General features: G+C 65.6%; 22 protein-coding genes and 1 pseudogene. 17 read left to right on the forward strand and 6 right to left on the reverse strand.

Going from position 1 to position 26,118, the window contains the following annotated elements; genetic code table 11:
- Positions 1-244: 244 nt before the first annotated feature.
- From BJA_RS43825 to BJA_RS13645, 3 genes and pseudogenes are all read left to right on the forward strand, one after another.
- Positions 245-586: pseudogene (locus tag BJA_RS43825) on the forward strand (TRAP transporter small permease); the annotation flags it as partial.
- 243 nt (positions 587-829) lie between these two features.
- Positions 830-2,113 carry a TRAP transporter large permease gene (locus tag BJA_RS43830; RefSeq protein WP_028174752.1) on the forward strand — a complete coding sequence of 428 codons (1,284 nt, stop codon included), beginning with the start codon at positions 830-832 and terminating at the stop codon, positions 2,111-2,113.
- A 247-nt stretch (positions 2,114-2,360) separates the two neighbouring features.
- Positions 2,361-4,289: an alkyl/aryl-sulfatase gene (locus BJA_RS13645; RefSeq protein ID WP_038965832.1), complete on the forward strand. Its 1,929-nt coding sequence runs from the start codon at positions 2,361-2,363 to the stop codon at positions 4,287-4,289.
- Between the two features lie 200 nt (positions 4,290-4,489).
- Here the strand turns inward: BJA_RS13645 and BJA_RS13650 are convergent, their stop codons facing one another.
- Complete coding sequence (locus BJA_RS13650) at positions 4,490-5,560, reverse strand: glycosyltransferase family 4 protein (protein ID WP_028174754.1); 1,071 nt, start codon at positions 5,558-5,560, stop codon at positions 4,490-4,492.
- Between the two features lie 277 nt (positions 5,561-5,837).
- Between BJA_RS13650 and BJA_RS13655 the strand changes: the two genes are divergently transcribed.
- From BJA_RS13655 to BJA_RS13670, 4 genes are read left to right on the forward strand one after another with little or no spacing between them, the layout of a single operon-like run.
- Entirely contained in the window at positions 5,838-7,601 is a 1,764-nt protein-coding gene (locus BJA_RS13655; protein ID WP_011085538.1) for an ABC transporter ATP-binding protein, read from the forward strand.
- A gap of 57 nt (positions 7,602-7,658) precedes the next feature.
- The gene (locus BJA_RS13660; protein ID WP_011085539.1) at positions 7,659-9,863 is read left to right on the forward strand and encodes an amylo-alpha-1,6-glucosidase; all 2,205 of its coding nucleotides are present in this window, start codon (positions 7,659-7,661) and stop codon (positions 9,861-9,863) included.
- A 22-nt stretch (positions 9,864-9,885) separates the two neighbouring features.
- On the forward strand, positions 9,886-10,419 hold the full coding sequence (locus tag BJA_RS13665; protein WP_028174756.1) for a PRC-barrel domain-containing protein: 534 nt from the start codon (positions 9,886-9,888) through the stop codon (positions 10,417-10,419).
- Positions 10,420-10,442: 23 nt separating this feature from the next.
- A complete protein-coding gene (locus BJA_RS13670; RefSeq protein WP_038965827.1) occupies positions 10,443-11,738 on the forward strand; it encodes an MFS transporter in 1,296 nt (431 codons plus the stop codon).
- A 63-nt stretch (positions 11,739-11,801) separates the two neighbouring features.
- On the opposite strand, the gene BJA_RS13675 is transcribed toward BJA_RS13670, so the two are convergent.
- The 4 genes from BJA_RS13675 to fixL form a co-directional block, all read right to left on the reverse strand.
- On the reverse strand, positions 11,802-12,500 hold the full coding sequence (locus tag BJA_RS13675) for a helix-turn-helix domain-containing protein (protein WP_028174758.1): 699 nt from the start codon (positions 12,498-12,500) through the stop codon (positions 11,802-11,804).
- A gap of 103 nt (positions 12,501-12,603) precedes the next feature.
- Positions 12,604-13,020, reverse strand: coding sequence for a response regulator (locus BJA_RS13680; protein ID WP_011085543.1), 417 nt, complete (start codon positions 13,018-13,020; stop codon positions 12,604-12,606).
- A gap of 43 nt (positions 13,021-13,063) precedes the next feature.
- A complete protein-coding gene (gene fixJ, locus BJA_RS13685) occupies positions 13,064-13,681 on the reverse strand; it encodes a response regulator FixJ (protein WP_011085544.1) in 618 nt (205 codons plus the stop codon).
- 3 nt (positions 13,682-13,684) lie between these two features.
- Positions 13,685-15,202, reverse strand: coding sequence for a sensor protein FixL (gene fixL / locus BJA_RS13690; RefSeq protein ID WP_011085545.1), 1,518 nt, complete (start codon positions 15,200-15,202; stop codon positions 13,685-13,687).
- 207 nt (positions 15,203-15,409) lie between these two features.
- On the opposite strand from fixL, the gene BJA_RS13695 reads away from it, so the two are divergent.
- From BJA_RS13695 to ccoS, 10 genes are all read left to right on the forward strand, one after another.
- Entirely contained in the window at positions 15,410-16,243 is an 834-nt protein-coding gene (locus tag BJA_RS13695) for a universal stress protein (protein WP_011085546.1), read from the forward strand.
- 38 nt (positions 16,244-16,281) lie between these two features.
- The gene (locus BJA_RS13700; RefSeq protein WP_011085547.1) at positions 16,282-16,707 is read left to right on the forward strand and encodes a CBS domain-containing protein; all 426 of its coding nucleotides are present in this window, start codon (positions 16,282-16,284) and stop codon (positions 16,705-16,707) included.
- A gap of 209 nt (positions 16,708-16,916) precedes the next feature.
- The gene (ccoN, locus tag BJA_RS13705; protein ID WP_011085548.1) at positions 16,917-18,566 is read left to right on the forward strand and encodes a cytochrome-c oxidase, cbb3-type subunit I; all 1,650 of its coding nucleotides are present in this window, start codon (positions 16,917-16,919) and stop codon (positions 18,564-18,566) included.
- Positions 18,567-18,578: 12 nt separating this feature from the next.
- Positions 18,579-19,313 (forward strand): cytochrome-c oxidase, cbb3-type subunit II, encoded by a 735-nt coding sequence (gene ccoO / locus BJA_RS13710; RefSeq protein ID WP_011085549.1) that lies wholly within the window; start codon positions 18,579-18,581, stop codon positions 19,311-19,313.
- A 13-nt stretch (positions 19,314-19,326) separates the two neighbouring features.
- Positions 19,327-19,491: a CcoQ/FixQ family Cbb3-type cytochrome c oxidase assembly chaperone gene (locus BJA_RS13715; RefSeq protein ID WP_015687703.1), complete on the forward strand. Its 165-nt coding sequence runs from the start codon at positions 19,327-19,329 to the stop codon at positions 19,489-19,491.
- A gap of 6 nt (positions 19,492-19,497) precedes the next feature.
- A complete protein-coding gene (ccoP, locus tag BJA_RS13720) occupies positions 19,498-20,370 on the forward strand; it encodes a cytochrome-c oxidase, cbb3-type subunit III (protein ID WP_011085551.1) in 873 nt (290 codons plus the stop codon).
- 111 nt (positions 20,371-20,481) lie between these two features.
- On the forward strand, positions 20,482-21,948 hold the full coding sequence (gene ccoG / locus BJA_RS13725; RefSeq protein ID WP_011085552.1) for a cytochrome c oxidase accessory protein CcoG: 1,467 nt from the start codon (positions 20,482-20,484) through the stop codon (positions 21,946-21,948).
- A 15-nt stretch (positions 21,949-21,963) separates the two neighbouring features.
- The gene (locus BJA_RS13730) at positions 21,964-22,449 is read left to right on the forward strand and encodes a FixH family protein (RefSeq protein WP_011085553.1); all 486 of its coding nucleotides are present in this window, start codon (positions 21,964-21,966) and stop codon (positions 22,447-22,449) included.
- Between the two features lie 10 nt (positions 22,450-22,459).
- Complete coding sequence (locus tag BJA_RS13735) at positions 22,460-24,652, forward strand: cation-translocating P-type ATPase (protein WP_011085554.1); 2,193 nt, start codon at positions 22,460-22,462, stop codon at positions 24,650-24,652.
- Entirely contained in the window at positions 24,652-24,819 is a 168-nt protein-coding gene (ccoS, locus tag BJA_RS13740; protein ID WP_008138466.1) for a cbb3-type cytochrome oxidase assembly protein CcoS, read from the forward strand. Before BJA_RS13735 ends, ccoS begins: the two co-directional genes overlap by 1 nt.
- Here ccoS and BJA_RS13745 read toward each other — a convergent pair.
- Positions 24,816-26,018 carry an MFS transporter gene (locus BJA_RS13745; protein ID WP_011085555.1) on the reverse strand — a complete coding sequence of 401 codons (1,203 nt, stop codon included), beginning with the start codon at positions 26,016-26,018 and terminating at the stop codon, positions 24,816-24,818. The genes ccoS and BJA_RS13745 overlap by 4 nt on opposite strands.
- Positions 26,019-26,118: the final 100 nt, after the last annotated feature.

Here is a 26,118-nt window from a genome sequence, read left to right on the forward strand (position 1 = left end):
ATAATACAAACGGTCGGGAGTGTGTGCACTCCCGGCCGTTTCGCATCGGTAGGGGGACCTTGATTTGCTTCGCGTGCTCAATCAGGCGCTTAATCATCTCGAAGAATGGTTGATCGCGACGCTCATTGCGGCCGCAACCGGCCTGATCTTCATCGCGGTCATGCATCGCTATGGCGCGGGCGAGTCGATTGTCCTGTCGCGCTGGGCGACCGCGCACGGGATGACCTGGCTCGCGACGCTGTCGATGACGGTGTTCACCTTCCTGTCCGAGCTCGACCTGTCATGGGCGCAGGAACTCTGCATCTACATGTTCATCTGGATGGCGAAGTTCGGCGCGGCCTATGGCGTGCGCACCGGCATCCATGTCGGCGTCGACCTGCTCGTCAACCGCCTGCCCGAACATTCGCGCAAGCACGTGATCCTGTTCGCGCTGCTGTGCGGCGCGCTGTTCACCGGCATGATCGCCGCCTTCGGCGCCTCCTTCGTGAAGGAGATGTTCCACACTGGGCAGCAGTCCAACGATCTGGAAGCGCCGATGTGGTTCGTCTATCTGGCGATCCCGCTCGGCTCCGGCCTGATGTGCTTCCGCTTCCTCCAGGTCTCATGGTTCTACTACTGGACCGGCGAGCTGCCGCACCACGACGAGACTCATGTCGAAGGCGTGGAGGCCGACGTCTCGCCCGCGCTGCATCCGCAGCCCGCCGGCGCCGAGACCAAAGCCGCCGCGCGAAAAGTGTCGCCGCTCGGCGTCATCCTGATCCTGGCGCCGATCCTGATCTTCGCCATGTGCCTCGCCGAGAAGTTCGGCGTGGTGCTGCTGCCGCACTGGATGCGGGCCGCGACCGTCTTCGCGCTGCTGATCGCGCTGATGCTGACCGGCATCCCGGTCTCGATCGCGCTCGGCCTCACCGTGATGACGTTCCTGTTCACGCTGACCACGGTGCCGATCGAGGCGGTCTCGATGAAGCTCTTCACGGGCATCGAGGGCTTCGAGATCATGGCGATCCCGTTCTTCATCCTCGCCGGCAATTTCCTCACCCATGGCGGCGTCGCGCGCCGCATGATCAATTTCGCGACCTCGCTGATCGGCCACTGGCACGGCGGTCTCGGCCTTGCCGGCATCGTCGCCTGCGCGATGTTCGCGCTGGTCTGCGGCTCGAGCGTCGCGACCGTCGCCGCGATCGGCGCGATCGTGCTGCCCGAGATGGTCCGCCACGGCTATCCCATGCATTTCGGCGCCGGCATCATCACGGTCGCGGGCTCCCTCGGCATCCTGATGCTGCCGTCGATCCCGAAGATCGTCTACGCCGTCTCGACCAATACCTCGATCGGCGCGCTGTTCGTCGCGGGCCTCTTGCCCGGCATCATGCTGACGACGATGCTCTGTATCGTCACCTGGTGGCTCGCGCGCAAGCGCGACTATCCGCGGATGCCGAAGGCGAGCTGGGGCGAGACCGTCCGCACCTTCCGCGAGAGCATCTGGGGATTGATGCTGGTCGTCATCATCATCGGCGGCATCTACAGCGGCCTGTTCACCGCCACCGAGGCGGCGGCGATGGCCGCGGTCTACTCCTTCGTCATCGCGGTGTTCGTGTACAAGGCCATCGGGCTGAAGGACGTGCCGCGGGTGCTGCTCCGTGCCGCCAACACCAGCGCGATGCTGCTCTACATCGTCACCAACGCGGTGCTGTTCTCCTTCGTGCTCTCCAACGAGAACCTGCCGGCGACGCTTGCCGACTGGATCGCCGCGCAGAACCTCGGCTGGGTCGGCTTCCTGCTGGTGGTCAACGTGCTGCTGCTGCTCGCCGGCAACTTCATGGAGCCGAACTCCATCATCCTGATCATGGCGCCGATCCTGGCGCCGGCGGCCAAGAAGCTCGGCATCGACCTCGTGCATTTCGGCATCGTGATGGACGTCAACATGGAGGTCGGCCTTTGCCATCCGCCTGTCGGCCTCAACCTCTATGTCGCCTCGATGATCGCGCGAATGCGAATAACCGAGCTCGCGGTCGCGGTGCTGCCGTGGCTGATCACCATGCTCGGCTTCCTCGTCATCGTGACCTACTGGCCCGATTTGACGCTGTGGCTGCCGCGGGTGCTGGGGATGCATTAGCGAGGGCGGCGAATTCGGTCCCTCTCCCCCTGTGGGAGAGGGCGGCTTCGCGAAGCGAAGCCGGGTGAGGGGTTCTCACCGCGAGTCCCCATCACAAGTGAGTTTGCGGAGACAACCCCTCATCCGGCGCTTCGCGCCACCTTCTCCCACAAGGGAGAAGAGAAGGACGCCTGTGCGGCCTCCGCCAATGATGGCAATCACCCGCGAGATGCGGTTAGATGCGCGCAACAGGCCGGAGGAAACCAAAATGACTGAACTCAGCCGCTCGCCCAAGGACGCGACGCCGTCCGTCATCGCGCAGCAAACGGCGATGCTGAATGCGCTGCCGTTTTCCGACGCGCGGGATTTCGACGATGCCGCGCGCGGCTTTCTCGGCACGATCGAGAATGCGGCGATCACCAACCCGCAGGGGCGGACGGTCTGGAGCCTCGAGCCCTACGGCTTTCTCTCGGCCGACGAAGCGCCACCCACGGTCAATCCCAGCCTGTGGCGGCAGTCGCGCCTCAACATGCAGCATGGGCTGTTCGAGGTGGTGCCCGGCGTCTACCAGGTGCGCGGGCTCGACATCGCCAACATGACGCTGATCGAGGGCGACAGCGGCGTCATCGTCGTGGACACGCTGACCTCGATCGAAGGCGCGCGCGCCGCGCTCGATCTCTATTTCAGGCATCGCGGCATGAAGCCGGTGGCCGCCGTCATCTTCACCCATACCCACACCGACCATTGGGGCGGCGCACGCGGCGTGCTGGAGGAGGATGCGCTGGCTACCGGTGCCGTGCCGATCATCGCGCCGAACCTGTTCATGGAGCACGCCGTCTCCGAGAACATCATCGCGGGGCCAGCAATGCTGCGCCGGGCGCAATATCAGTTCGGCCCGTTCCTCGCCAAGGGCGTGCGTGGGCAGGTCGATTGCGGGCTCGGCAAGTCGATGGCGGCGGGTTCGGTCGCGCTGCTGCGCCCGACCGATCTGATCATGGCGACCGGCGAAAGGCGCGTGATCGACGGCGTCGAATTCGAATTCCAGATGGCGCCGAATAGCGAGGCGCCGGCGGAGATGCACTTCTTCATTCCGCGCTACAAGCTGTTGAACCTCGCGGAAAACTGCACCCACAATTTCCACAATCTGCTGCCGTTCCGCGGCGCCGACGTGCGCGATGCGCTGGCCTGGTCGAAATACCTGGGCGAGGCCCTGCGGCTGTGGGACGGCAAGGCGGAGGCGATGTGCGGCCAGCATCACTGGCCGGTGTGGGGCCGCGAGCGCATCGGCATCATGATCCGGCAGCAGCGCGATCTCTACAAGTTCGCGCATGACCAGACCATCCGCTTGATGAACCATGGCCTGACCGCCGCCGAGATCGCCGAAACGATCCAGCTGCCGAAGAGCCTGGAGGGCGCCTGGCACGGCCGTGGCTATTACGGCCACATTCGCCACAATGTGAAGGCGATCTACCAGAAATATCTCGGCTGGTACGACGCCAATCCGGTCAATCTCGATCCGCTGCCGCCGGTCGCCTCGGGCAAGAAATATGTCGAGTACATGGGCGGCGCCGACGCGATTCTCGCGCGCGCTCGGACGGACTTCGACAAGGGCGAATTCCGCTTCGTCGCGCAGGCGCTCGGCCATCTCGTCTTCGCCGAGCCTGACAACGCGGCGGCACGTCACCTGCTGGCCGATACGCTGGAGCAGCTCGGCTACGCCGCCGAGAGCGCGACCTGGCGCAACGCCTATCTGTTCGGCGCCCAGGAGTTGCGCCAGGGCATGCCGAAGGCCCCACCGCGCCCGCCGATGCCGCGCGAGACGCTGGCGGCGCTGCGCACCGAGCAGCTCTGGGACGTGCTCGGTATCCGCCTCAACGGCCCGAAGGCGGAAGGCAAGCACATCGTGCTGAACTGGCGCTTCTCCGACACCGGCGAGATCTTCGTGCTCAACCTGGAAAACTGCGCGCTCACCTATAGCGAGGGCGTGCAGGCGGAAAACGCCGACGCGAGCTTCACGCTGGCGCGCGCGACGCTCGACGAGGTGATCGCGAAGCTGACGAGCTTTCCGGAGGCGGTCGCCGCCGGCAAGGTCCAGCTCGCCGGCAACCCGATGCGGCTGGCCGAGCTGATGGGCCTGATGGACGAGTTTCCACGCATGTTCGAGATCGTGGAGCCGAAGCGGGCGGTGGTGGGGTAGGCGAGTGCGCCGTTGATTCCGTTCTTCCCTTCTCCCCTTGTGGGAGAAGGTGGCGCGAAGCGCCGGATGAGGGGTCTCTTTCCGCGGGAATGCCTTCGGGTGTGGAGGCAACCCCTCACCCAAACGAGTTTGAGGCTTGGCTGTCGCAGCCCTCTCCCACAAGGGGAGAGGGCACTTCGACTGGCAGCGGCGTAGAAGTGCTACTCCGCGCTGCTCACCAGCTTGATCTTCGGTGCCTGCGCTTCCGTCAGGCTGCGATAGGCCGCGAGATAGTCCAGCGCCATTCGCCGAGCCGTGAAGCGCTTTTCGAACTGCTTGCGGATCGCCGCGCGGTCCAGTTGCGGAAGGCGCTTGACGACGCCGGCGGCGCTGATGATGTCCTCGACGACGAAGCCGGTCAGGCCCTCGTCGATGATCTCCGGCACCGAGCCGCGGTTGAAGGCGACGACCGGCGTTCCGCAGGCCATGGCTTCGATCATCACGAGGCCGAACGGCTCGGGCCAGTCGATCGGCAGCAGAAGTCCGAGCGCACCGCTCAAGAATTCCGACTTCTCGTGATCGCTGATCTCGCCGATGAACTCCACCAGCGGATTGTTCGCGATCATCGGCCGGATCAGCTCGTCGTAATAATCCTGGTCGGCGCGATCGACCTTGGCCGCGATCTTCAGCGGGATGCCGCAATGGGTCGCGATCTTGATGGCGCGGTCGACGCCCTTCTCCGGCGCGATGCGGCCGAGCACGGCGAGATATTCCTGCCTGGCCGGCTTCGGCGTCAGCAAGTTCTCCGGCAGGCCGTGATGGATCGTCGTCACCCAGTTCGCCTGCGGCACCGGCCGCCGCTGGGCGTTCGAGATCGAGATCACCGGCATCTTGGAGAAGATGTTGAACACCGGCTGATGCTCCGGCAGGTCGAGCCGGCCGTGCAGCGTGGTCAGGAACGGTGTGGGCTGCCGGTGGAACAGCGACCACGGATAATAATCGAGATGGAAGTGGAGGAAGTCGAACTCCTCGTCGTCACATTTCTGCCGCACGCGCTCGAGCAGCACCATGTGCAGCGCGTTGGGATCGCGCACGGAACCGTCGAGGCGAAGCGCCCGCGGCCAGAGGGCGTCCAGCTTCGCCGACGTCTGCGAGTCGCCGCTGGCGAACAGCGTCACGTCATGTCCCAGGGCCACCAGCTCTTCCGTCAACCAATGCACCACCCGCTCGGTGCCGCCATACAGCTTGGGTGGAACAGCCTCCGTCAACGGAGCTACCTGCGCGATGCGCATCTCGCCTTCTCCTCTGCGATCATGAACGTTGGAAACCCCCAACCTGTACGGCACCGGCCATGCCAGCGAAGGGAACGTTCCCGCACTTGCGAAGTTCCTCTCAACAAACGTTACATATTCGACACATCGCGCGCCTGTCTCGATGCTGCCATCTCCTCTTCGCAGATCGTCCGCATCCGCATGTCGTGATCGCCTGGCCCGGAACCCGGGCGAAGCGGTCGATGTTCAGTCGGCTGGTACAAAAAAACGCTAATCAACACGACGGGGCGATAGCCATATGGATCATCTTTCTGGATACGCGCGCAGGCCATTTGCCTTTGTCTTGCGCTATCTTCGGCGACGGCTTGCCTCGCACCTGGTGATCCTGACCGCTGTTGTTGCAGCCGTTGCCTGCTCGGTAGGCACGCAGTATGGCGTCAAATCCCTGGTCGACAGCCTGTCGGCGGGAACCGCGCATGGCGGCAGCGTATGGCTGGCATTCATTCTGCTCATGTCGCTGATCGCCGCCGACAACTTCCTGTGGCGGATCGCGAGCTGGACGGCGAGCTTTACGTTCGTTCGCGTCACCGGCGATCTGCGCCGGGACATCTTTCGCCATCTGACCGGACACGCGCCGAGCTACTTCTCCGATCGTATGCCTGGCATGCTGACCAGCCGTATCACGGCAACATCGAACGCGGTGTTCACGGTCGAGAACATGTTCGTCTGGAACGTGCTGCCGCCGTGCATTGCCACAATTGCGGCAATCATGCTGATTGGAACCGTCAGTCCCTACATGGCGCTCGGCCTGATCGTGGTCGCGGGCGGCATGGTGATTGCGATGTTCCATCTGGCCGCGGCCGGCAAGCCGCTGCATGACGACTTTGCCGACAAGGCCGCCGTCGTCGACGGCGAGATGATCGACGTCATCAGCAACATGCCGCTGGTCCGGGCCTTCTGCGGCATCAGCCACGAGCACGAGCGGTTCGATGCGACCGTGAATCGGGAACTCACCGCGCGCGGCCGCAGCCTGCGCTATCTGGAGAAGCTGCGGCTCACGCATGCCGGCGTGACCGTCGTGCTCACCATTGCGCTGATGGCCTGGGCGATCACGCTCTGGCAGGACGGTGAGGCGACGACCGGCGACGTCGTGCTGGTCTGCACCCTCGGCCTGTCCATTCTCAACGCGACGCGCGACCTCGCCGTGGCGCTGGTCGACGTGACCCAGCATGTCGCGCGCCTGACCGAGGCGATCGCGACGCTGCTGGTGCCGCACGACTTGCGCGATCACCCCGAGGCCGAGCCGCTGGTCAAGAGCGGCGCCGCGATCGCGTTCAACAACGTCACCTTCGGCTATCCCGGCGGCGAGAAGATTTTCGAGCGGTTCAGCCTGCGGCTCCAGCCCGGCCAGCGCGTTGGCCTGGTCGGCCAGTCCGGCGGCGGCAAGTCGACGCTGTTCACGCTGCTGCAGCGCTTCTACGACGTGGACGAAGGCAGCGTCACCGTCGACGGCCAGGACATCGCGATGGTGACCCAGCTCAGCCTGCGTGAAGCGATCTCCGTCGTGCCGCAGGACATTTCCCTGTTCCACCGCTCCATTCGCGAGAACATCCGCTACGGCCGGCCGAACGCGACCGACGACGAGGTGCTGCGCGCGGCGATCGCGGCGCGCTGCGATTTCATCGATAGCCTGCCGGAAGGTCTCGACACCATGGTTGGCGACCGCGGCGTCAAGATGTCCGGCGGTCAGCGCCAGCGCATCGCGATCGCACGGGCCTTCCTGAAGGACGCGCCGATCCTGCTGCTGGATGAGGCCACCGCGGCGCTCGACAGCGAATCCGAGGAGGCGATCCGCGAGGCGCTGACGCGCCTGATGCGTGGCCGCACCGTGATCGCGATCGCGCACCGCCTCGCGACCCTGCGCAATTTCGACCGCGTGATCGTATTGAAGGGTGGTAAGATCATCGAGGACGGCTCGCCCGAGCGTCTGATGCAGGGCCATGGGCCCTATCGGGAGCTGGTGACGCAGGAAATGAGCCGGCTCGCGCAAGCCGCCGCGTAAACCCGACAGTCGCGTTCGCGTTGGTTGCGTTTCCAAACAGGCGCAGGGGAGCAGCTCATGGCAGCCGAAGTCGTCACCAAGTTCGTCTCTGTGGCGCGGACCGTGGAGCAGGTCGCGGAGCAGCCGTTCTATATCCCGATGACGGGGCCGTCGGCGCGGCCGCGGCGCTCGCTCAAGCACGACGACACCTTCATCGTGCTCGACAGCCATGGCGACATCGGTGCATCGGCCGGCGGGCCGGACGGCCTGTTTCACCATGACACGCGCTACCTCGCGCGGCTGGAGCTCGTGCTCGACGATCTCCAGCCCCTGCTGCTCGGCTCCAACCTGCGTGACGACAATTCGGCGCTGACCGTCGATCTCACCAACCCCGACATCTACCGTCAGGGCGGCCTCGCGCTGCAAAAGGACCTGCTGCACATCGTGCGCACGATCTTCCTGTGGCGCGGCACCGCCTATCAGCGCATCGGCGTGCAGAACCACGGCGACCGGCCGGCCGGCTTCGAGCTGACGCTGCTGTTCGACAATGATTTTGCCGATCTGTTCGAGGTCCGCGGCGAGCGGCGCCCGCGCCGCGGGACCGGCGCCAGCCGCCTGCTCGGGCCGACCGACGTCCTGTTCGAATATCGTGGCCTCGACGATGCCGAGCGCACCACCGGCCTGCATTTCGACCCGCGTCCGACGCGACTGTCCGTCAACGCCGCCACTTGGCAGCTCGAGCTCGAACCGCATCAGTCGAAATCGCTGTTCGTGGCTGCGTCCTGTAACCGGCCGGTGGCGGAGAAGCCGACGCGCTTCTTCAGGGGTCTGCTGGCCCACCGCCGCGAGATGCGCCACTCGACCATGGGCGCGGCCAGCATCGAGACCTCCAACAACATCTTCAACGAGGTGCTGTGCCAGGCCATGGCCGACCTCAACATGCTGATGACGGAGACGCCGCAGGGCCGTTATCCCTATGCCGGCATTCCCTGGTACTCGACGACCTTCGGCCGCGACGGCCTGATCACGGCGCTCCAGATGCTCTGGGTGGACCCGCGGGTCGCCAAGGGCGTGCTGCGGCGGCTGGCGCATTTCCAGGCGAAGGCGATCGATCCGCTCGCCGATGCCGCGCCCGGAAAGATCCTGCACGAGATGCGCGGCGGCGAAATGGCGGCGCTGCGCGAGGTGCCGTTCTCGCAATACTACGGCAGCGTGGATTCGACCGCCTTGTTCGTGCTGCTCGCCGGAAGCTATTTCGAGCGCACCGGCGACGCGGCCACGTTGATCGAGCTGTGGCCCGCGATCGAGGCGGGGCTGGCGTGGATCGACGGTCCCGGCGATCCCGATCAGGACGGGTTCGTCGAATACCAGCGCGCGACCGAGAAGGGGCTGGCCAACCAGGGCTGGAAGGATTCCTACGATGCGATCTTCCATGCCGACGGCCGGCTCGCGGAGGGCAATATCGCCCTCGCCGAAGTCCAGGGCTACGTCTACGCGGCCAAGCAGCTTGCCGCGCGTTGCGCGCTGCGGCTCGGCAAGCCGGACCGCGTGCGCAAGCTCGAGGCCGAGGCCAAGGCGCTGGCCGCGCGTTTCGAGCAGGCGTTCTGGTGCGAGGAGCTCGGCACCTACGCGCTTGCCCTCGACGGCGACAAACGGCCCTGCAAGGTGCGGACCTCGAATGCCGGGCAGATCCTGTTCAGCGGCATGATCCGCGAGGACCGCGCCCGTCTCGTCGCCGCCGACCTGATGCAGCCGCATTTCTTCTCGGGGTGGGGCATCCGCACGGTCGCGCAGGGCGAGGTGCGCTACAATCCGATGTCCTATCATGACGGCTCGATCTGGCCGCACGACAACGCGCTGATTGCGCTCGGGCTCGCGCGCTACGGGCTCAAGCATTCGGTGGCGCATGTCTTCAAGGGGCTGTTCGACGCCGCGACCTACATGGATCTGCGCCGGCTGCCCGAATTGTTCTGCGGCTTCCGGCGCGAGAAGCGGCGCGGCCCGACGCTCTATCCGGTCGCCTGCGCGCCGCAAGCCTGGGCCAGCGCGACGCCGTTCACGCTGCTGGAGGCGGCGCTGGGCATCGAGTTCGACGTGGCGCGCGGCGAGATCCGCCTGCGCAATCCGCATCTGCCGGCGTTTCTGAACGAGGTCATCGTGCGCGATCTGCGTCTGGGCGAGTCCAGCGTGGACCTGCGCGTCAGCCGCCACGGCGAAGACGTGGCGCTGGAGGTATTGCGCACGCGCGGACAGATCCAGGTGTCGATCGTGCTGGCGCGCTGACGGCGCGCCGCGAGGAGGGTTCATGCGTACCGCCGGATGGTTGGCCTTGAGCGTCGCGATCGTCGCGGGATGGACGGTCGCGGTATCGCGTGCCGCGGAGGAACAGCCCGTGGCGCCAAGTACACCGCGAAGCGAAGCGAACGCGCCGGCGACGGCCCAGCCGCCGGCCTCGGCGGTGCAAGTCACGCCGAAGGATGCCGCGCCGCCGCCGTCGGTGACCATCATCGGCGCGAGCGATGCGCACGGCGTGCTCGGCCGCGACGTGCTCAGCGCCGCGAACGAGGACATGGGCCGCATCGTCGACGTCATCGTCGATCGGAGCGGGCACGTGCGTGCCGCCGTGATCGATTTCGGCGGCTTCCTCGGCGTCGGCAGCCGCAAGATCGTGGTGGACTGGAACGCGATGCGGTTCGGCAAGATCGCCAACAAGAAGGACAGCATCACGCTGGAATTGACCAAGGCGCAGGTTGCGGCCGCGCCGGAATACAAGGAAGACACGCCGATGGTGGTGCTCGGCGCATCCGGGAGCCTGCAACCGCTGCAAGCGATTCAGTGAGGCGCGGGGAGGGATGGCCGCCGGTGCTGTTGTCGAGAAAGCCGAACCAAGCAGCCGAGGATCGCGCTCGCGGCGTTGAACAGGACAACGTTGCAGCGCCGTCGGCCGCAGGTCTTCCGGCACCGTCGCGCCGGAGCCTGCGCGGCCTCGACTGGTTCATCTTCTTCCTCGCCGACGTGCAGACCGGCTTCGGTCCCTTCATCGCGGTCTATCTGACGACGGAGAAATGGACGCAGGGCCAGATCGGCCTCGTGCTGTCGATTGGCGGCATCGTCGCCCTGATCGGGCAGATGCCGGGCGGGGCGATCATCGACGCGGCAAAATCCGAGCGGCTGGTCGCCGCCCTTGCCATCGCGACCATCGGCGGCTGCGCGCTCGCCTATGCCGCCATGCCGATCTTCCCCGTGGTCGTGACCGCCGCGACGCTGCATGCGGCGGCGAGCTGCGTGCTGGGCCCGGCGATCGCCGCGATCAGCCTCGGCCTCGTCGGTCCGCTCGCGATCGGCGAGCGGCTCGGCCGCAACGCGCGGTTTGCCTCCCTCGGCAATGGCGTTGCCGCCGCCGTGATGGGCACGGCCGGCTATCTGCTGTCGAGCCGCTCGGTCTTCCTGGTCACGTTCCTGCTCGCGATCCCCACCCTGATCGCGCTGTCGCGCATCCGCGAGGAGGAGGTCGACATCGCGCGCTGCCACGGCGAGATGCCGCGCGAGGCGCAGGATCGCGGCGACACCAATGTCTGGCATCTGATCCGGCAGCGGCCGCTGATCGTCTTCGCGCTCAGTGTGCTGTTGTTGCAGCTCGCAAACGCCGCGATGATGCCGCTGATGGCGAGCGCGGTGACGGCGCGGTCGAGCCAGTGGGCGACGGTGCTGGTCGCCTTTTGCATCGTCGTCCCGCAGGCGATCGTGGCGCTATTGTCGCCAACCGTCGGGCGCAAGGCGCAAGCGTGGGGCCGCAGGCCGCTGCTGCTGATCGGATTCGGCGCGCTGGTGATCCGCGGCCTGCTGTTCGCGACCGTGCGCGATCCATATCTGCTGGTCGCGGTGCAGGTGTTCGACGGCATCACCGCGGCGGTGTTCGCGGTGATGATTCCGCTGATCGTCGCCGACGTCGCCTTCGGCAGCGGTCACTTCAATCTGGCGCAGGGCATCGTCGGCACCGCGACCGGGATCGGTGCGTCGCTGAGCACGGCGCTCGGCGGCTATGTCAGCGACAAGTTCGGCAACGCCACCGCCTTCATCGGCCTGTCCGGCGTTGCCGCGACAGGGCTCCTTTTGATCCTCCTCGTGATGCCGGAGACCCGGCGCACCACGCTCTGAACCGCAAAAGAAATGGCCGGCCGAAACGGGTTCGGCCGGCCAAGTGGGTGGGGAGGAAGACGATCAGGCGTCGAGATTGTGCAGGCGCTGGCGGTTGCGCAGCACGATCTGGCGGGCGCCGGAGAAGCCGAGAATGCCCTGGGTGTGAAGCTGCGACAGCGCGCGCGACACGGTTTCGAGGGTGAGGCCGAGATAGTCGCCGATATCGCGGCGGCACATCGGCAGCGCCATCATGCCGGCAACGGCGAGACGGCGGTCCATTTCGAGCAGGAAGGTCGCGACGCGCTCCATCGCGGTCTTGCGGCCGAGCAGCAGCATGTGATCCTCGGCGTGGCGAAGTTCGCCGGCGGTCATCGCCCAGAGCTTGCGGGCAACCTGCACGTCGATGCCGGCGGCCTTCTCGAGGCTCGAGCGTTTCACGAGGCGCACGCTGGTGTCGATGATGGCTTCGGCGGCAAGACGGTGGCTGGGGCCGGATTCGAGGCCGAACACGTCGCCGGGAAGATGGAAGGCGCCGATCTGGCGGCGGCCGTCGGAGAGAAGCTTGTAGCTGCGCACGGCCCCGGTGACGACCTGGTAGACATATTCGGCCGGCTCGTCCTCGCCATAGATCTCCTCGTCCTTGCGGTAGGAGAATTCGGTGGCGACGAGGCCAACATGGCCCGTGATCGCACCGAACTGGTCGGACACCTGATGGGGCGGGGCAATCTTGCCACCGATTTGGGTGTTGATCACCTGGGTCTTGAGTGTCTGGGTCAGCATCTGCGCCATCTCCGTTGTGATGACGCATTGGTACGCGGTATCGGGAGGTTCGAAAATTTCGAGCGATATCTTAAGGGGGGTGCCTTACGTAGAACCCCGTAGGTCATGCCCGAGGCCGGTCCTGGATGGCGCGGCGGATACGCTTGAGCAGGTTTTCGTCGAGAAGCGGCTTCAAAACCACGTCTTTTACGCCGGCCGCGGCGGCCCGGGTCGAGATGTTTTCGTCCGGATAGCCGGTGATCAGGATCACGGGCGTTTCGCCGTCCGATTTACGCAGGCGGCTGGCGAGCTCGATTCCATTGATGTCGGGCATCTTGTAGTCGATCACGTAGCAGTCGGCCCCGGGCGCGCCGCCGGCATTGAGCAGCGCCGTGCCGCTCCTGAAGGTCCGCACGGCAAAGCCGTCGGTTTCCAGCAGGAACCGCAGGGATCCCAGGACTGCGGCGTCATCATCGACCACAAAGACGGTGGGTTTTGTGGAGGACGGCAGCCGCTCGTGATGTGAACTGACCTCGATCATGCTGCATGGCTAGCACAGCATCCGGCAAGGGCCTTGACTTGGCTCAATCGTTGAGCATGCCGGCGCGCATCGCGAGGCGAACCAGCTCCGAAAGGCTGTTGGCCTGCATCTTGGTCATGACGTTGGCCCGATACACCTCGATGGTGCGCGGGCTGATGTCGTACTCGCGGGCGATCAGCTTGTTGGAAAGGCCGGCGATCAGCCCTTCCATGACCTGGCGCTCCCTGGGGCTCAACGAGGCGACGCGGGCGGCGATATCCTGCGCGACGGCCTCGCTCTTGGCGGCCGGCTCGGCCTGGCGGATCGCCGATTCGATCATGGCGGTGAGGCGGTCGTCCTCGAAAGGCTTTTCCAGAAAGTCGACCGCCCCTAACTTCATCGCCTCGACCGCGAGCGGCACGTCGCCGTGACCGGTCATGATGAGGATCGGAAAGGGGCTTTGCTGCGCCTTCATCCGCTTCAACAGCTCGATGCCGTCAAGGCCCGGCATGCGCACGTCGGAGACGACGCAGCCGAAGGAGAGACCCGGCAGGGCGTCGAGAAAGGCTTGCGCGTCGTCAAACAGCGTGACGCCGAAGCCGGCAGAATCCAGCAGGAAATTCAGCGAATCCCGCATCGCCGCGTCGTCGTCGATGACGTAGATATGTCCCTTGGTCGTCATGCATCAATTCTCGTCGGCTGCCGGGAGGGTGAAGCGGAAGGTCGCCCCGCCCGATGCGTTGCTCTCGGCCCACATGCGCCCGCCGTGAGCTTCGATGATCGAGCGGCTGATGGACAGTCCCACGCCCATGCCGGTGTCCTTGGTGGTGAAGAAAGTCTGAAACAGGTTCGGAATGACGTCGTCCTGGAAACCGCTGCCGGTGTCGGACACTTCGACCTCGATCATGTCGTCGGCGGCGGGGGTGTTGGTGACGACGAGCTCGCGTCGCTGCGACTGAGCCATCGCTTCCAGCGCGTTGCGGAACAGGTTGACCAGGACCTGCTGGATCTGCACCCGGTCGGCGAGAACGAGATCGGCGCCCGGATCGAGACTGAAGCGGAGCTGCACGTTCTGCTCGCGCGCGCCGGCAAGCCCGAGCGCGCCGGCCTCCTCGATCAGCTTGGAGAGACTCTCGACCCGCTTCTCCGATTCGCCGCGGGCAACGAAGTCGCGCAGGCGCCGGATGATCTGGCCGGCGCGCAGCGCCTGCTCGGCGGCGCGGTCCAGGGCGCTTTCGACCTTCGGTGTGTTCGGATCACTGCTGCCGGCAAGCAGCCGCCGCGAGCCCTTCATGTAGTTGCTGATCGCCGCCAGCGGCTGGTTGAGCTCGTGCGCGAGCGCGGACGCCATTTCGCCCATGGCGCTCAGCCTGGAGACGTGGACGAGCTCGGATTGCAGTTCCTGGAGACGCGCCTGGGTCTGCTGGTGCTCGGTGAGATCGCGGACGAAACCGGTAAAATAGGGCTCGCCGCCGGACTGCATCTCGCCGATCGACAGGTGCATCGGGAAGGTGGTGCCGTCGCGGCGCTTGCCGGTCACGATGCGCCCGATGCCGATGATGTGGGGATCGCTCGTGGTGCGGTAACGCGAAATGTAGCTGTCATGCCGGGAGCGGTCGGGCTCCGGCATCAGGATGTTGACGTTCTGGCCGATCGCCTCGAGCTCGGACCAGCCGAACAGGCGCTCGGCGGCGGTGCTGAACAGCTGGATGATGCCGTGGCCGTCGATGACGATCATGGCGTCGGGAATTGTGTGGAGGATCGAGCGGAGGTGGGTCTCGCGGGTACGGAGCGCACCCTCGACCTGCTTCTCCTCGTCGATATCGAGAAAGATGCCGCTGAGATGGCGGGCGGTGCCGGCTTCGTCCCGAATGAGTCCGGCCCGGGCGCGAATCCACTGTCCTGCGTTGGAGGTGCCGGCGACCCTGAAGGACACGTCGAAGCCGCCACCGCGTTCGGAGACGCGCTTGATCGCGCTCTCCACGCGCTCGCGGTCGTCGGGCTCGAGGCGTGACAGGAAGAGGTCGTAGCTCGCCGGCTGGTCCTGCCCGATTCCGAGCAGGGTCCGCGCGGTATCCGACCAGTCCAGCGCCCAGGTCTTGAGGTCGAGATCCCAGGTGCCGACGCCGAATCCCTCGATCCTGACCCGGAAATGCTCGCCCCGGCCGTCATCCGGCGGATGCGTTACGCGGGTCGGCGCCAAGGTGTCACTCCCATTCTCGTGCCACGGGCCCAGGTGCCGCAACCACGGCGGTAATTTCGCTCAAGCCCGGGCCGGAGGCAAGTTCGGATGTTTGATTCCATTGGCGTAATGCCGGTGGTCCCGGGTGGGCGACGGTTTGATCTATCTCATCCTGCCTCGCGCTGGCACAGCTAGATTTCATAGCAGTTCATTGCCCGGAGAATTCTAATGACATACGCGACCGTGATGGTCAGCTTGGCGCTCGACCAGTCCAACGAGGCGCGTCTTCAGGTCGCGGGCGAGCTCGCCGAGCGATTCGAGGCCGCCATCGTCGGGGTTGCCGCGGCGCAGTTCGCCCCGCCGCTCTATTTCACCGACGGCGCCGCCGCCCAGGGACTGATCGACGAGGGCGAAGCGTCCGTCAGGCGACGGCTGGCGGCTCTGGAGGCGCAATTCCGCGCGGCCACCAGGAATCGCGGCGGGCATGCCGAGTGGCGCAGCGCCATGGATTTTCCGGCGCGATTCGCCCTGGCGCAGGCGCGCTGCGCCGACATCGTCGTCAGCGGCGGGCAGAGCCCGGCCTTCTCCGACGCTTTCGCGCTCGCAAGCCCCAAGGATCTGGTGATGCAGGCCGGCCGCCCGCTTCTCGTCGTCCCCGATGGGGCCAACTGGCTCGACCTGCGCAGCGTGCTGGTGGCCTGGAAGGATACGCCGGAGGCACGGCGGGCGGTGGCGGACGCGCTGCCGATGCTGCGCAAGGCGAGGGACGTCACCATCGCTGCAATTCCGGAGCGCGACGACGACCGCTCGGTTGTGATGGCCGGCGTCACCGACGTTGCCGCCTGGCTCGCCCGTCACGGCGTCACCGCGACCGCGCGCGTCTCGGAGGCTGCGGGAGACGAACCCGCCGCCGCGCAATTGGAGCAGGTCGCCGGCGACGTCGGAGCCGGCCTGATCGTTGCGGGCGCCTATGGACATTCGCGGTTTCGCGAGCTGATCCTGGGAGGCGTCACCCAGTATCTGGTCACTCAATCCGCCCGTAGCGTGTTGCTGTCGCACTGACGGCCGTTCGGCCAAAAGCTATTCGAGGAGGACGCGCCGTGTACAGATTTCTTGAGCAGACCGTCGACGGCTACATGACGCGCAACGTCAAGACGGTGCAACGTGACATCGACATGCTCGAGCTCAGCGAGATGTTCGAGCGCGACGATTTCAACTCCTATCCGGTCGAGGACGACGGACAGGTGGTCGGCATCGTCACCAAGTTCGACATCCTGAAATGCTTCGCCTTCACGCCGAGCCAGATGCTGCCGCGCTATCATGACCTGATGAGCCGCAAGATCGGCGACGTCATGACGCCGGAGTTCATCTATGTCAGCCCCGACACGCGGCTGACGCGCGTGCTCCAGATCATGGTCGAGCACCGCATCAGGAGCATCATCGTGCTCGACGGCGCGCAGAAGCTCGTCGGCATCATCGCCCGCGAGGACGTCATCGCGGCGCTCAAGGCGACCGCGCGCGACTGACGGGGTCTCCAGTTCCCGCGATTTCAAACTCCGTGATTTCACGGAAGCGATCGGTCGCCGCGCGCGCGGCGCCGGCCGCAGGCGATTGATATGGCTCTCTGATCCGCGAAAGCCTCACATTAACAGAAATCCACCTATCTTGATTTCAATCAATTCCCCGCGAGGGTGAATGTGGTTTCTGGCGCTGTGTTCTTTCAGAGAGAATCCGCATGAGCCAGCCCTCCATCTCCAAATCCATGACCATCGGTGAAAGCGGCCTGGCTGTCGTGTTCGCAGCCACCGCCTTCCTCTGCGTGATCGCCGCGGCCAAGGCGCTCGACGCGCCCTTCGCCTTCCACGCCGCGCTCAGCGCGGCGGCGAGCGTGGCGGCGGTGTTCTGCATCGTCAACCGCTACTTCGAGCGCCCGGCGGCGCTGCCGCCGGCGGAGATCAACGGCCGTCCCAACTACAACATGGGGCCGATCAAGTTCTCCTCCTTCATGGCGATGTTCTGGGGCATTGCCGGCTTCCTCGTCGGCCTCATCATCGCCTCGCAGCTGGCCTGGCCTGCGCTGAACTTCGATCTGCCCTGGATCAGTTTCGGCCGCCTGCGTCCGCTGCACACCTCTGCCGTGATCTTCGCCTTCGGCGGCAACGTGCTGATCGCGACATCCTTCTACGTCGTGCAGAAGTCCTGCCGCGTGCGCCTTGCCGGCGATCTCGCGCCCTGGTTCGTCGTGGTCGGCTACAACTTCTTCATCCTGGTCGCGGGCACCGGCTATCTGCTCGGCGTCACCCAGTCGAAGGAATATGCCGAGCCGGAATGGTACGCCGATCTCTGGCTGACCATCGTCTGGGTGGTCTATCTGCTCGTCTTCCTCGCCACCATCATCAAGCGCAAGGAACCGCACATCTTCGTCGCGAACTGGTTCTATCTGGCCTTCATCGTGACGATCGCGGTGCTGCATCTCGGCAACAACCCCGCGCTTCCCGTCTCGGCGTTCGGCTCGAAGTCCTACGTCGCCTGGGGCGGCATCCAGGATGCGATGTTCCAGTGGTGGTACGGCCATAACGCGGTCGGCTTCTTCCTGACCGCCGGCTTCCTCGCCATCATGTACTACTTCATCCCGAAGCGGGCCGAGCGGCCGATCTATTCCTACCGCCTGTCGATCATCCACTTCTGGGCGCTGATCTTCCTCTACATCTGGGCAGGTCCGCACCATCTGCACTACACGGCGCTGCCCGACTGGACGCAGACGCTCGGCATGACCTTCTCGATCATGCTGTGGATGCCCTCCTGGGGCGGCATGATCAACGGCCTGATGACGCTGTCGGGCGCCTGGGACAAGCTGCGCACCGACCCCGTGCTGCGCATGCTCGTGGTCTCCGTCGCCTTCTACGGCATGTCGACCTTCGAAGGCCCGATGATGTCGATCAAGGTGGTCAACTCGCTCAGCCACTACACCGACTGGACCATCGGCCACGTCCACTCCGGCGCGCTGGGCTGGGTCGGCTTCGTCTCCTTCGGCGCGCTGTATTGCCTGGTGCCGTGGGCCTGGAATCGCAAGGGCCTCTACAGCCTGAAGCTCGTCAACTGGCACTTCTGGGTCGCGACCCTCGGCATCGTTCTCTACATCTCGGCGATGTGGGTGTCCGGCATCCTCCAGGGCCTGATGTGGCGCGCCTACACCTCGCTCGGCTTCCTCGAATATTCCTTCATCGAGACCGTCGAGGCGATGCATCCCTTCTACATCATCCGTGCTGCCGGCGGCGGGCTGTTCCTGATCGGCGCGCTGATCATGGCCTACAATCTCTGGATGACCGTTCGCGTCGGCGAGGCGGAAGTCCAGATGCCCGTCGCTCTTCAGCCGGCGGAATGAGGAGCTAAAGCAATGTCGTTCTGGACACGCCACCAAGTCTTCGAAAAGAACTCGATCATCCTGATCGTCGGCATCCTCTTGGTGATCGCGATCGGCGGCCTCGTCGAGATCACTCCGTTGTTCTACCTCAAGAGCACGATCGAGAAGGTCGATGGAGTGAGGCCCTATACGCCGCTGGAGCTCGCCGGCCGCAACGTCTACGTCCGCGAAGGCTGCTATCTCTGCCATTCGCAGATGATCCGGCCGCTGCGCGACGAAGTCGAGCGCTACGGCCACTTCTCGCTGGCCGCCGAGAGCATGTTCGACCATCCGTTCCAGTGGGGCTCCAAGCGCACCGGTCCGGACCTCGCCCGCGTCGGCGCCAAGTACTCCGACGACTGGCACGTCACCCATCTGACCAACCCGCGCGCGATCGTGCCGCAGTCGGTGATGCCGGGATATCCGTTCCTCAGCGCAACCGAGGTCGATCCGGACACCATCGCCGACCATATGCGTACGCTGAGGACCGTCGGCGTGCCCTACACGGACGACCAGATCGCCAACGCGAGCGCCGATCTGAAGGCCCAGGCCGATCCGGACAATGCCGGCGCCGACGCCTTCAACAAGCGCTACGCCAAGGCCGTGGTGCGCAACTTCGACGGCAAGACCGGCACGCCGACCGAGATGGACGCGCTGATCGCGTATCTGCAGATGCTCGGCACGCTGGTCGACTTCAAGATCTACAACGAGAAAGCCAATCTTCGCTGAGAAGGCATCAACGATGAAAGCCATCCTGACCCTCGACAATCTCGCGTCCGGTCTCGTGACCACGATCTGGACGCCGGTGTTCGTCGCGATCTTTCTCGCGATCATCGCCTACGCATTTTGGCCCCGTAACAAGGCTGCGTTCGACGAAGCAGCACACCTGCCGTTGCGGGAGGAGTGAGAGACCATGACCGATCATAGCGAATTCGATTCTGTCTCCGGCAAGACGACGACCGGACATGAGTGGGACGGCATCAAGGAGCTCAACACGCCGCTGCCGCGCTGGTGGGTGATCTGCTTCTACCTCACCATCGTCTGGGCGATCGGCTACTGGATCGTGTATCCGGCCTGGCCGCTGATCTCCAGCAACACCACGGGCTTGTTCGGCTACTCCTCGCGCGCCGACGTCGCGGTCGAGCTCGCCAATCTCGAGAAGATCAGGGGCGACAAGATGGCGGCGCTCGGCGCGGCCTCGCTCGCCGACGTCGAGAAGGACCCGGCCCTGCTGGCGCTTGCGCGCGCCAAGGGCAAGACCGTGTTCGGCGACAATTGCGCGCCGTGCCACGGCTCCGGCGGCGCCGGCGCCAAGGGCTTCCCGAACCTGAACGACGACGACTGGCTGTGGGGCGGCACGCTCGACCAGATCATGCAGACCATCCAGTTCGGCGCGCGTTCCGGCCACGCCAAGACGCATGAGGGCCAGATGCTCGCCTTCGGCAAGGACGGCGTGCTGAAGGGTGACGAGATCGTCACGGTCGCCAATTACGTGCGGTCGCTGTCGGGGCTGCCGACCCGCAAGGGTTACGACGCCGCCAAGGGCGAGAAGATCTTCGTCGAGAATTGCGTCGCCTGCCACGGCGATGGCGGCAAGGGCAACCAGGAAATGGGCGCACCGAACCTGACCGACAAGATCTGGCTCTATGGCTCGGACGAGGCTGCCCTGATCGAAACCATCAGCCAGGGCCGCGCCGGCGTCATGCCGGCCTGGGAAGGGCGGCTGGATCCCTCCACCATCAAGGCGATGGCGGTCTACGTCCACTCGCTGGGCGGTGGAAAATAGCAGATCCGCGGCAAACGGGGGCGAACAAAAGTGCCCCCGTTTGAGCTGGATCAACGGACGCGGCGACGTCGGGTCTAGGTTTAATCGCACCTCCTCGAAAAGTTTCAGGCGATGAACAAGACCGTGAACCCGAAAGACCTCACATCGGAAGATGACGTCGGGCCGCTCTACGCAGCCCGCAAGAAGGTCTATCCCCAGAGCGTCTCCGGCACGTTCCGCCGGATCAAATGGGGCCTGATGGCGTTCTGCCTCGGCGTTTACTACTTCCTGCCGTTCGTGCGCTGGAATCGCGGCCTTGGCGCGCCCAGCCAGGCGGTGCTGATCGATCTTCCCAACAGCCGCTTCTATTTCTTCTTCATCGAGCTGTGGCCGCAGGAGGTCTACTACTTCACCGGCCTGCTGATCGTCGCTGCGGTGGCGCTGTTTTTGATGAACTCCATCGGCGGCCGGATCTGGTGCGGCTATCTCTGTCCGCAGACCGTCTGGACCGACCTGTTCTACGCCGTCGAACGCCTGATCGAAGGCGACCGCCGCGAGCGGATGAAGAAGGACAAATCGTCCGACCCGATGAAGCTCGAGCGCATCTCCGAGATCGTGCTCAAGCATTCGATCTGGCTGCTGATCGCCTGGTGGACCGGCGGCGCCTGGGTGCTCTATTTCAACGACGCGCCGACCCTGGTGAAGGAGCTCGTGACCTTCCAGGGGCCGATGATCGCCTATATCTGGATCGGCATCCTCACCGCAACGACCTATCTGCTGGCCGGCTACATGCGCGAGCAGGTCTGCACCTATATGTGCCCGTGGCCGCGGATCCAGGCAGCGCTCACCGACGAATGGGCGCTCAACGTCACCTACCGCTACGACCGCGGCGAGAAGCGCACCTCGGTGAAGAAGGCGGCCGAGCTGCGCGCGCTCGGCCAGCAGGTCGGCGATTGCGTCGATTGCTACCAGTGCGTCGCGGTGTGCCCGACCGGCATCGACATCCGCAACGGACCGCAGATGGAATGCATCCAGTGCGGCCTCTGCATCGACGCCTGCGACAACGTGATGACCAAGATCGGCCGGCCGAAGCGGCTGATCGGCTATGACAACGACATCAACATCCATCGCCGCCAGGAAGGCAAGGCGCCGATCTATCGGATCGTCCGGGCGCGCACCGTGGTCTACAGCGCGATCATCGCGGCCATCGGCGGCTTCATGATCTACACGCTGGCGACGCGCAGCCTGCTCGACGTCAACGTGCTGCACGACCGCAATCCGGTCGCGGTCAAGCTCAGCGACGGCTCGATCCGCAACGCCTACACGGTTCGGCTGCTGAACAAGAGCGGCTACGACCGCGTCATCGCGATCGACGCGAACGGGCCGGCCAATTTGACGGTTCACGTCATCGGCGTCGATTCGGTGACGCCGGACCGTCCGATGATCGTGATCCCCCGCGACTCCACCAGCGAGCTGCGCCTGCTGGTCACCGCGCCGGCGGAGACCAATCCCGAGAAGTCGATCCCGGTTCGCTTCCACGTCACCGATATCGGGCTGGGCGAGGTCGCGTCCGCCACCGACAATTTCGTCGCGCCCTAGGATCAGGAGACAGCCATGGCCTCCAAGCCGCTGACCGGAACAAAAGTCTTCCTGATGTTGGTCGCCTTCTTCGGCGTCGTGATCGGTGTCAACGTGACCATGATGAAGCTCGCGATCGCGACGCTGCCCGGCACCGACGTCGACAGCCCCTATGCCGCGGGTCTCACCTATGATCGCGAGATCTCGGCGGCGCAGGACCAGGCCGCGCGCAAATGGAAGGTCAACGCCCATATCGAGCGCGCTACCGATGGCGGCGCCGTGCTTCAGGTCGAGGCACGCGATGCCAGCGGCCAGCCGGTGTCCGGATTGAAGTTCGGCGGCCGGCTCGAGCGGCCGACCGACAAGCGCGCCGATCTTTCGGTCGAGCTCTCGGAGGCAGGCATCGGCATCTATCGCGGCAATGCCGCCTCCGTCGCGCCGGGCCAGTGGGATCTGGTGATCGAGGGCGAGGCGCGGGGGACGCGCGTATTCCTGTCGCGCAACCGCGTGATCCTGAACTGAGGACGTCGGCATGCACGTCACGCGGGATTTCTCGCACTACGTCCGGACCGCGGGCGAGGGTATCAAGCACATCGATCTCGCGGTCGAGGGGGTTCACTGCGCCGGCTGCATGGCCAAGATCGAGCGCGGATTGTCCGCCATTCCCGACGTCACGCTGGCGCGCGTGAATCTCACCGACCGCCGCGTCGCGCTGGAATGGAAAGCGGGCACGCTCGACCCGGGCCGTTTCATCGACCGGCTCGAAGAGCTCGGCTACAAGGCCTATCCGTTCGAGACCGAGAGCGCGGAAGTGGCCGAGGTCGCCGAATCGCGCTTCCTGCTGCGCTGCCTCGGCGTTGCGGCGTTCGCCACCATGAACGTCATGATGCTGTCGATCCCGGTATGGTCGGGCAACGTCTCGGACATGCTGCCCGAGCAGCGCGACTTCTTCCACTGGCTGTCGGCGCTGATCGCGCTGCCGGCGGCGGCCTATGCCGGCCAGCCGTTCTTCCGCTCCGCTTGGCGCGCGCTGTCGGCCAAGACGACCAACATGGACGTCCCGATCTCGATCGGCGTGATCCTCGCGCTCGGCATGTCCGTGGTCGAAACCATCCACCATGCCGAGCACGCCTATTTCGACGCGGCGATCATGCTGCTGACGTTCCTGCTGGTCGGCCGCTTCCTTGACCAGAACATGCGGCGGCGGACGCGCGCGGTCGCCGGCAATCTCGCCGCGCTGAAGGCGGAGACGGCGGCCAAGTTCGTCGGGCCCGACGAGATTTCACAGGTGCCCGTCGCTGCGATCAGTCCTGGCGACATCGTGCTGCTGCGGCCCGGCGAGCGCTGTGCGGTCGACGGCACGGTGATCGAGGGGCGTTCCGAGATCGACCAGAGCCTGATCACCGGCGAGACGCTCTATGTCACGGCCGAGCAGGGCACGCCGGTCTATGCCGGCTCCATGAACATCTCCGGTACGCTGCGGGTGCGCGTTTCGGCGGCCTCCGAAGCGACGCTGCTCGCCGAGATCGCGCGGCTGCTCGACAACGCGCTCCAGGCGCGCTCGCGCTACATGCGGCTCGCCGACCGCGCCTCGCGGCTCTACGCGCCGGTGGTGCATGCGACCGCGCTCATCACCATTTTGGGCTGGGTCATCGCGGGTGCGTCCTGGCATGATGCGATCGTGACCGGCGTTGCCGTGCTGATCATCACCTGTCCCTGCGCGCTTGGGCTCGCGATTCCGACGGTGCAGACGGTGGCCTCGGGCGCGATGTTCAAGTCCGGCGTGCTGCTCAACTCGGGCGATGCGATCGAGCGGCTGGCGGAAGCCGACCACGTCATCTTCGACAAGACCGGCACGCTGACGCTGCCCGACCTCGAAGTGATGAACGCGGCTGACATTCCCGCCGATATCTTCGAACTCGCCGGCCGCCTCGCGCTGTCGAGCCATCATCCGGTTGCCGCCGCGGTGGCGCAGGCCGCCGGCGCCAGGTCGCCGATCGTCGGCGCGGTCGAGGAGGCCGGGCAGGGTGTGCGCGCAGACGTCGACGGCGCCGAGATCCGCCTTGGCCGTCCGTCCTTCTGCGGCGCCGAGGCGCTGGTCGGCGACGGTACGAGGCTCGATCCCGAAGCCTCCATCGTGGCCTTCAGCAAGGGAGCGGAAAAATTCATCCTTTGGGTGCGTCAGGGCCTGCGTCCGGACGCTCAGGCCGTGATCGCGGCGCTGAAGGCGCGCAACATCGGCATCGAGATCCTCTCCGGCGACCGCGAGCCGGCGGTGAAGGCCGCGGCCCATGCGCTCGCCATTCCGGAATGGCGTGCCGGCGTCACGCCGGCCGACAAGATCGCGCGGATCGAGGAGTTGAAGCGGCGCGGTGCAAGAGTGCTGATGGTCGGCGACGGCATGAACGACGCGCCCTCGCTGGCGGCCGCCCACGTCTCGATGTCGCCGATCTCGGCGGCGCATCTCAGCCAGGCCACCGCCGATCTCGTCTTCCTCGGCCGGCCGCTGGCTCCTGTCGCCGCCGCGATCGATTCCGCGCGCAAGGCGCTGCACCTGATGCGGCAGAACCTCTGGCTTGCCATCGGCTATAACGTCCTCGCGGTGCCGGTTGCGATCAGCGGCGTCGTGACGCCCCTGATTGCCGCTGCCGCCATGAGCGGATCGTCGATCCTGGTCATGCTGAATTCGCTGCGCGCCCGCAGCGACTCGCGGGAGATCGTGTGATGGAAATCCTGGTCATCCTGGTTCCGCTGGCGTTGATGCTCGGAGGCGCCGGTCTCGTCGCCTTCCTCTGGTCGCTCAGGAGCGGCCAGTACGACGATCTCGACGGAGCGGCGTGGCGCGCGATCGCCGACGACGAGCCGCCGCAGGAAGCGCCGGTCAAGCGCTAGCGCTTAAGGGCGAATGTGAGCATGGCCGCGGCCGCGAGGGCCACGCCGACACCGGCGACGCAGGCGTGCCAGCCGAAACTGTCGAACAGTCGCCCGAGCACGGCCGTGCCGATCAGCCCGCCGCAGAAGTAGCAGGCAAGATAGGTTCCGCTGGCGACGCCGCGGTTGTCGGTGGCGGCCTGTCCGACGAAGCCGGTCGCGGCGGCTTGCGCGAAGAATGTTCCGACACCGACCAGAACCATGCCGATGAGCACTTCGCCCAGATGCGGTGCCAGCATCAGCGGCAGGCCCAGTCCGGCGACGGCGAGCGAGCCCCATATTGTCGGCCGCGTCCCGAGCCGCGAGGCCACCCTGCCGGCGAGCAACGTCGTGACGACCGACGGCAGGAAGACGAAATAGACGAGGCCCAGATCCATCATGCCGAGCGACAGCGGCGGCCGGACCAGCACGAAATTGACGAATGTGAAGGTGCCGATGAAGGCGAACAGGATGCAGAAGCCGATGCCGTAGGCGGCGCGCAGCCGCGGATTGCGCCAATGCGCGATCATGGCGACAAGCGGCGGGCCCGCCGGCGTCATGGCATGCATCGGCTGCACGCGCCTGATGGTGAAATAGACCAGCGCCGCGCCGGCGAGGTTGAGCGCCGCGAAGAAATAGAAATTCCAGGCGAGACCGAGGCCGTCGGCGACCGCCGCCGAGATCAGCCGGCCGACGAGGTTGCTGGCGACATTGCCGGTGATGTAGGCGGCAAACGCGCCGCCGGCGTCCATCGCGCTGCATTGCTCGCCGAGATAGGCGAGGGTGAGCGCGAAGGCAGATGCCATGCACGGGCCCTGCGCGATCCGCAAAGCGGTGAAGACGCCAAGATTTGGCGCGATCGCCAGCAGGCTCGTAGGCACCGCCAGCAGCGTGAGGCTGAGCAGGATGCCGGTCCGCCGGTTGATATGCGGGCTGAAGAAGCCGACGACGAGGCTAGCAATCGCCATGCCGAAGGTGCTGGCGTTGACGGCAAAGCCCATCGCCGCCGGCGTGACGCCGTAATGGCGCGCCAGCGAGGGCAGGATCGCCTGCGTCGCGAAGAGATCGACGACGGTCAGGAAGGCGGTGAGGCCGATGACGAGCGAACGAAGCGCAAGGCCCGGGGAATGCGCGTTCATCGTCATCGCGGCCGGTTTGATCGACGCGGAAAGATCGGTCATGGCACGGCTCTCCGTTGATCTGTCATTCCGGGCTGGTGCGGACGGGACCGCAAAGTGCGGCTCGTTGCACCAGACTCGGAATCTCGAGGTTCCCAGGTGC

The sequence above is a fragment of the Bradyrhizobium diazoefficiens USDA 110 genome, assembly GCF_000011365.1.
Classification (GTDB): Bacteria; Pseudomonadota; Alphaproteobacteria; order Rhizobiales; family Xanthobacteraceae; genus Bradyrhizobium; species Bradyrhizobium diazoefficiens.

Excerpts from the sequence above, each read along its gene's own strand:
- ccoP (WP_011085551.1), top strand. The coding sequence starts at position 19,498 with ATGACCGATCATAGCGAATTCGATTCTGTCTCCGGCAAGACGACGACC.
- BJA_RS13655 (WP_011085538.1), top strand. The coding sequence starts at position 5,838 with ATGGATCATCTTTCTGGATACGCGCGCAGGCCATTTGCCTTTGTCTTG.
- BJA_RS13745 (WP_011085555.1), bottom strand. The coding sequence starts at position 26,018 with ATGACCGATCTTTCCGCGTCGATCAAACCGGCCGCGATGACGATGAAC.
- BJA_RS13695 (WP_011085546.1), top strand. The coding sequence starts at position 15,410 with ATGACATACGCGACCGTGATGGTCAGCTTGGCGCTCGACCAGTCCAAC.
- ccoG (WP_011085552.1), top strand. The coding sequence starts at position 20,482 with ATGAACAAGACCGTGAACCCGAAAGACCTCACATCGGAAGATGACGTC.
- ccoN (WP_011085548.1), top strand. The coding sequence starts at position 16,917 with ATGAGCCAGCCCTCCATCTCCAAATCCATGACCATCGGTGAAAGCGGC.
- BJA_RS13660 (WP_011085539.1), top strand. The coding sequence starts at position 7,659 with ATGGCAGCCGAAGTCGTCACCAAGTTCGTCTCTGTGGCGCGGACCGTG.
- BJA_RS13645 (WP_038965832.1), top strand. The coding sequence starts at position 2,361 with ATGACTGAACTCAGCCGCTCGCCCAAGGACGCGACGCCGTCCGTCATC.
- fixJ (WP_011085544.1), bottom strand. The coding sequence starts at position 13,681 with ATGACGACCAAGGGACATATCTACGTCATCGACGACGACGCGGCGATG.
- BJA_RS13665 (WP_028174756.1), top strand. The coding sequence starts at position 9,886 with ATGCGTACCGCCGGATGGTTGGCCTTGAGCGTCGCGATCGTCGCGGGA.
- BJA_RS43830 (WP_028174752.1), top strand. The coding sequence starts at position 830 with ATGCGGGCCGCGACCGTCTTCGCGCTGCTGATCGCGCTGATGCTGACC.
- ccoO (WP_011085549.1), top strand. The coding sequence starts at position 18,579 with ATGTCGTTCTGGACACGCCACCAAGTCTTCGAAAAGAACTCGATCATC.
- BJA_RS13730 (WP_011085553.1), top strand. The coding sequence starts at position 21,964 with ATGGCCTCCAAGCCGCTGACCGGAACAAAAGTCTTCCTGATGTTGGTC.
- BJA_RS13715 (WP_015687703.1), top strand. The coding sequence starts at position 19,327 with ATGAAAGCCATCCTGACCCTCGACAATCTCGCGTCCGGTCTCGTGACC.
- BJA_RS13675 (WP_028174758.1), bottom strand. The coding sequence starts at position 12,500 with ATGCTGACCCAGACACTCAAGACCCAGGTGATCAACACCCAAATCGGT.
- BJA_RS13735 (WP_011085554.1), top strand. The coding sequence starts at position 22,460 with ATGCACGTCACGCGGGATTTCTCGCACTACGTCCGGACCGCGGGCGAG.
- BJA_RS13680 (WP_011085543.1), bottom strand. The coding sequence starts at position 13,020 with ATGATCGAGGTCAGTTCACATCACGAGCGGCTGCCGTCCTCCACAAAA.
- ccoS (WP_008138466.1), top strand. The coding sequence starts at position 24,652 with ATGGAAATCCTGGTCATCCTGGTTCCGCTGGCGTTGATGCTCGGAGGC.
- BJA_RS13650 (WP_028174754.1), bottom strand. The coding sequence starts at position 5,560 with ATGCGCATCGCGCAGGTAGCTCCGTTGACGGAGGCTGTTCCACCCAAG.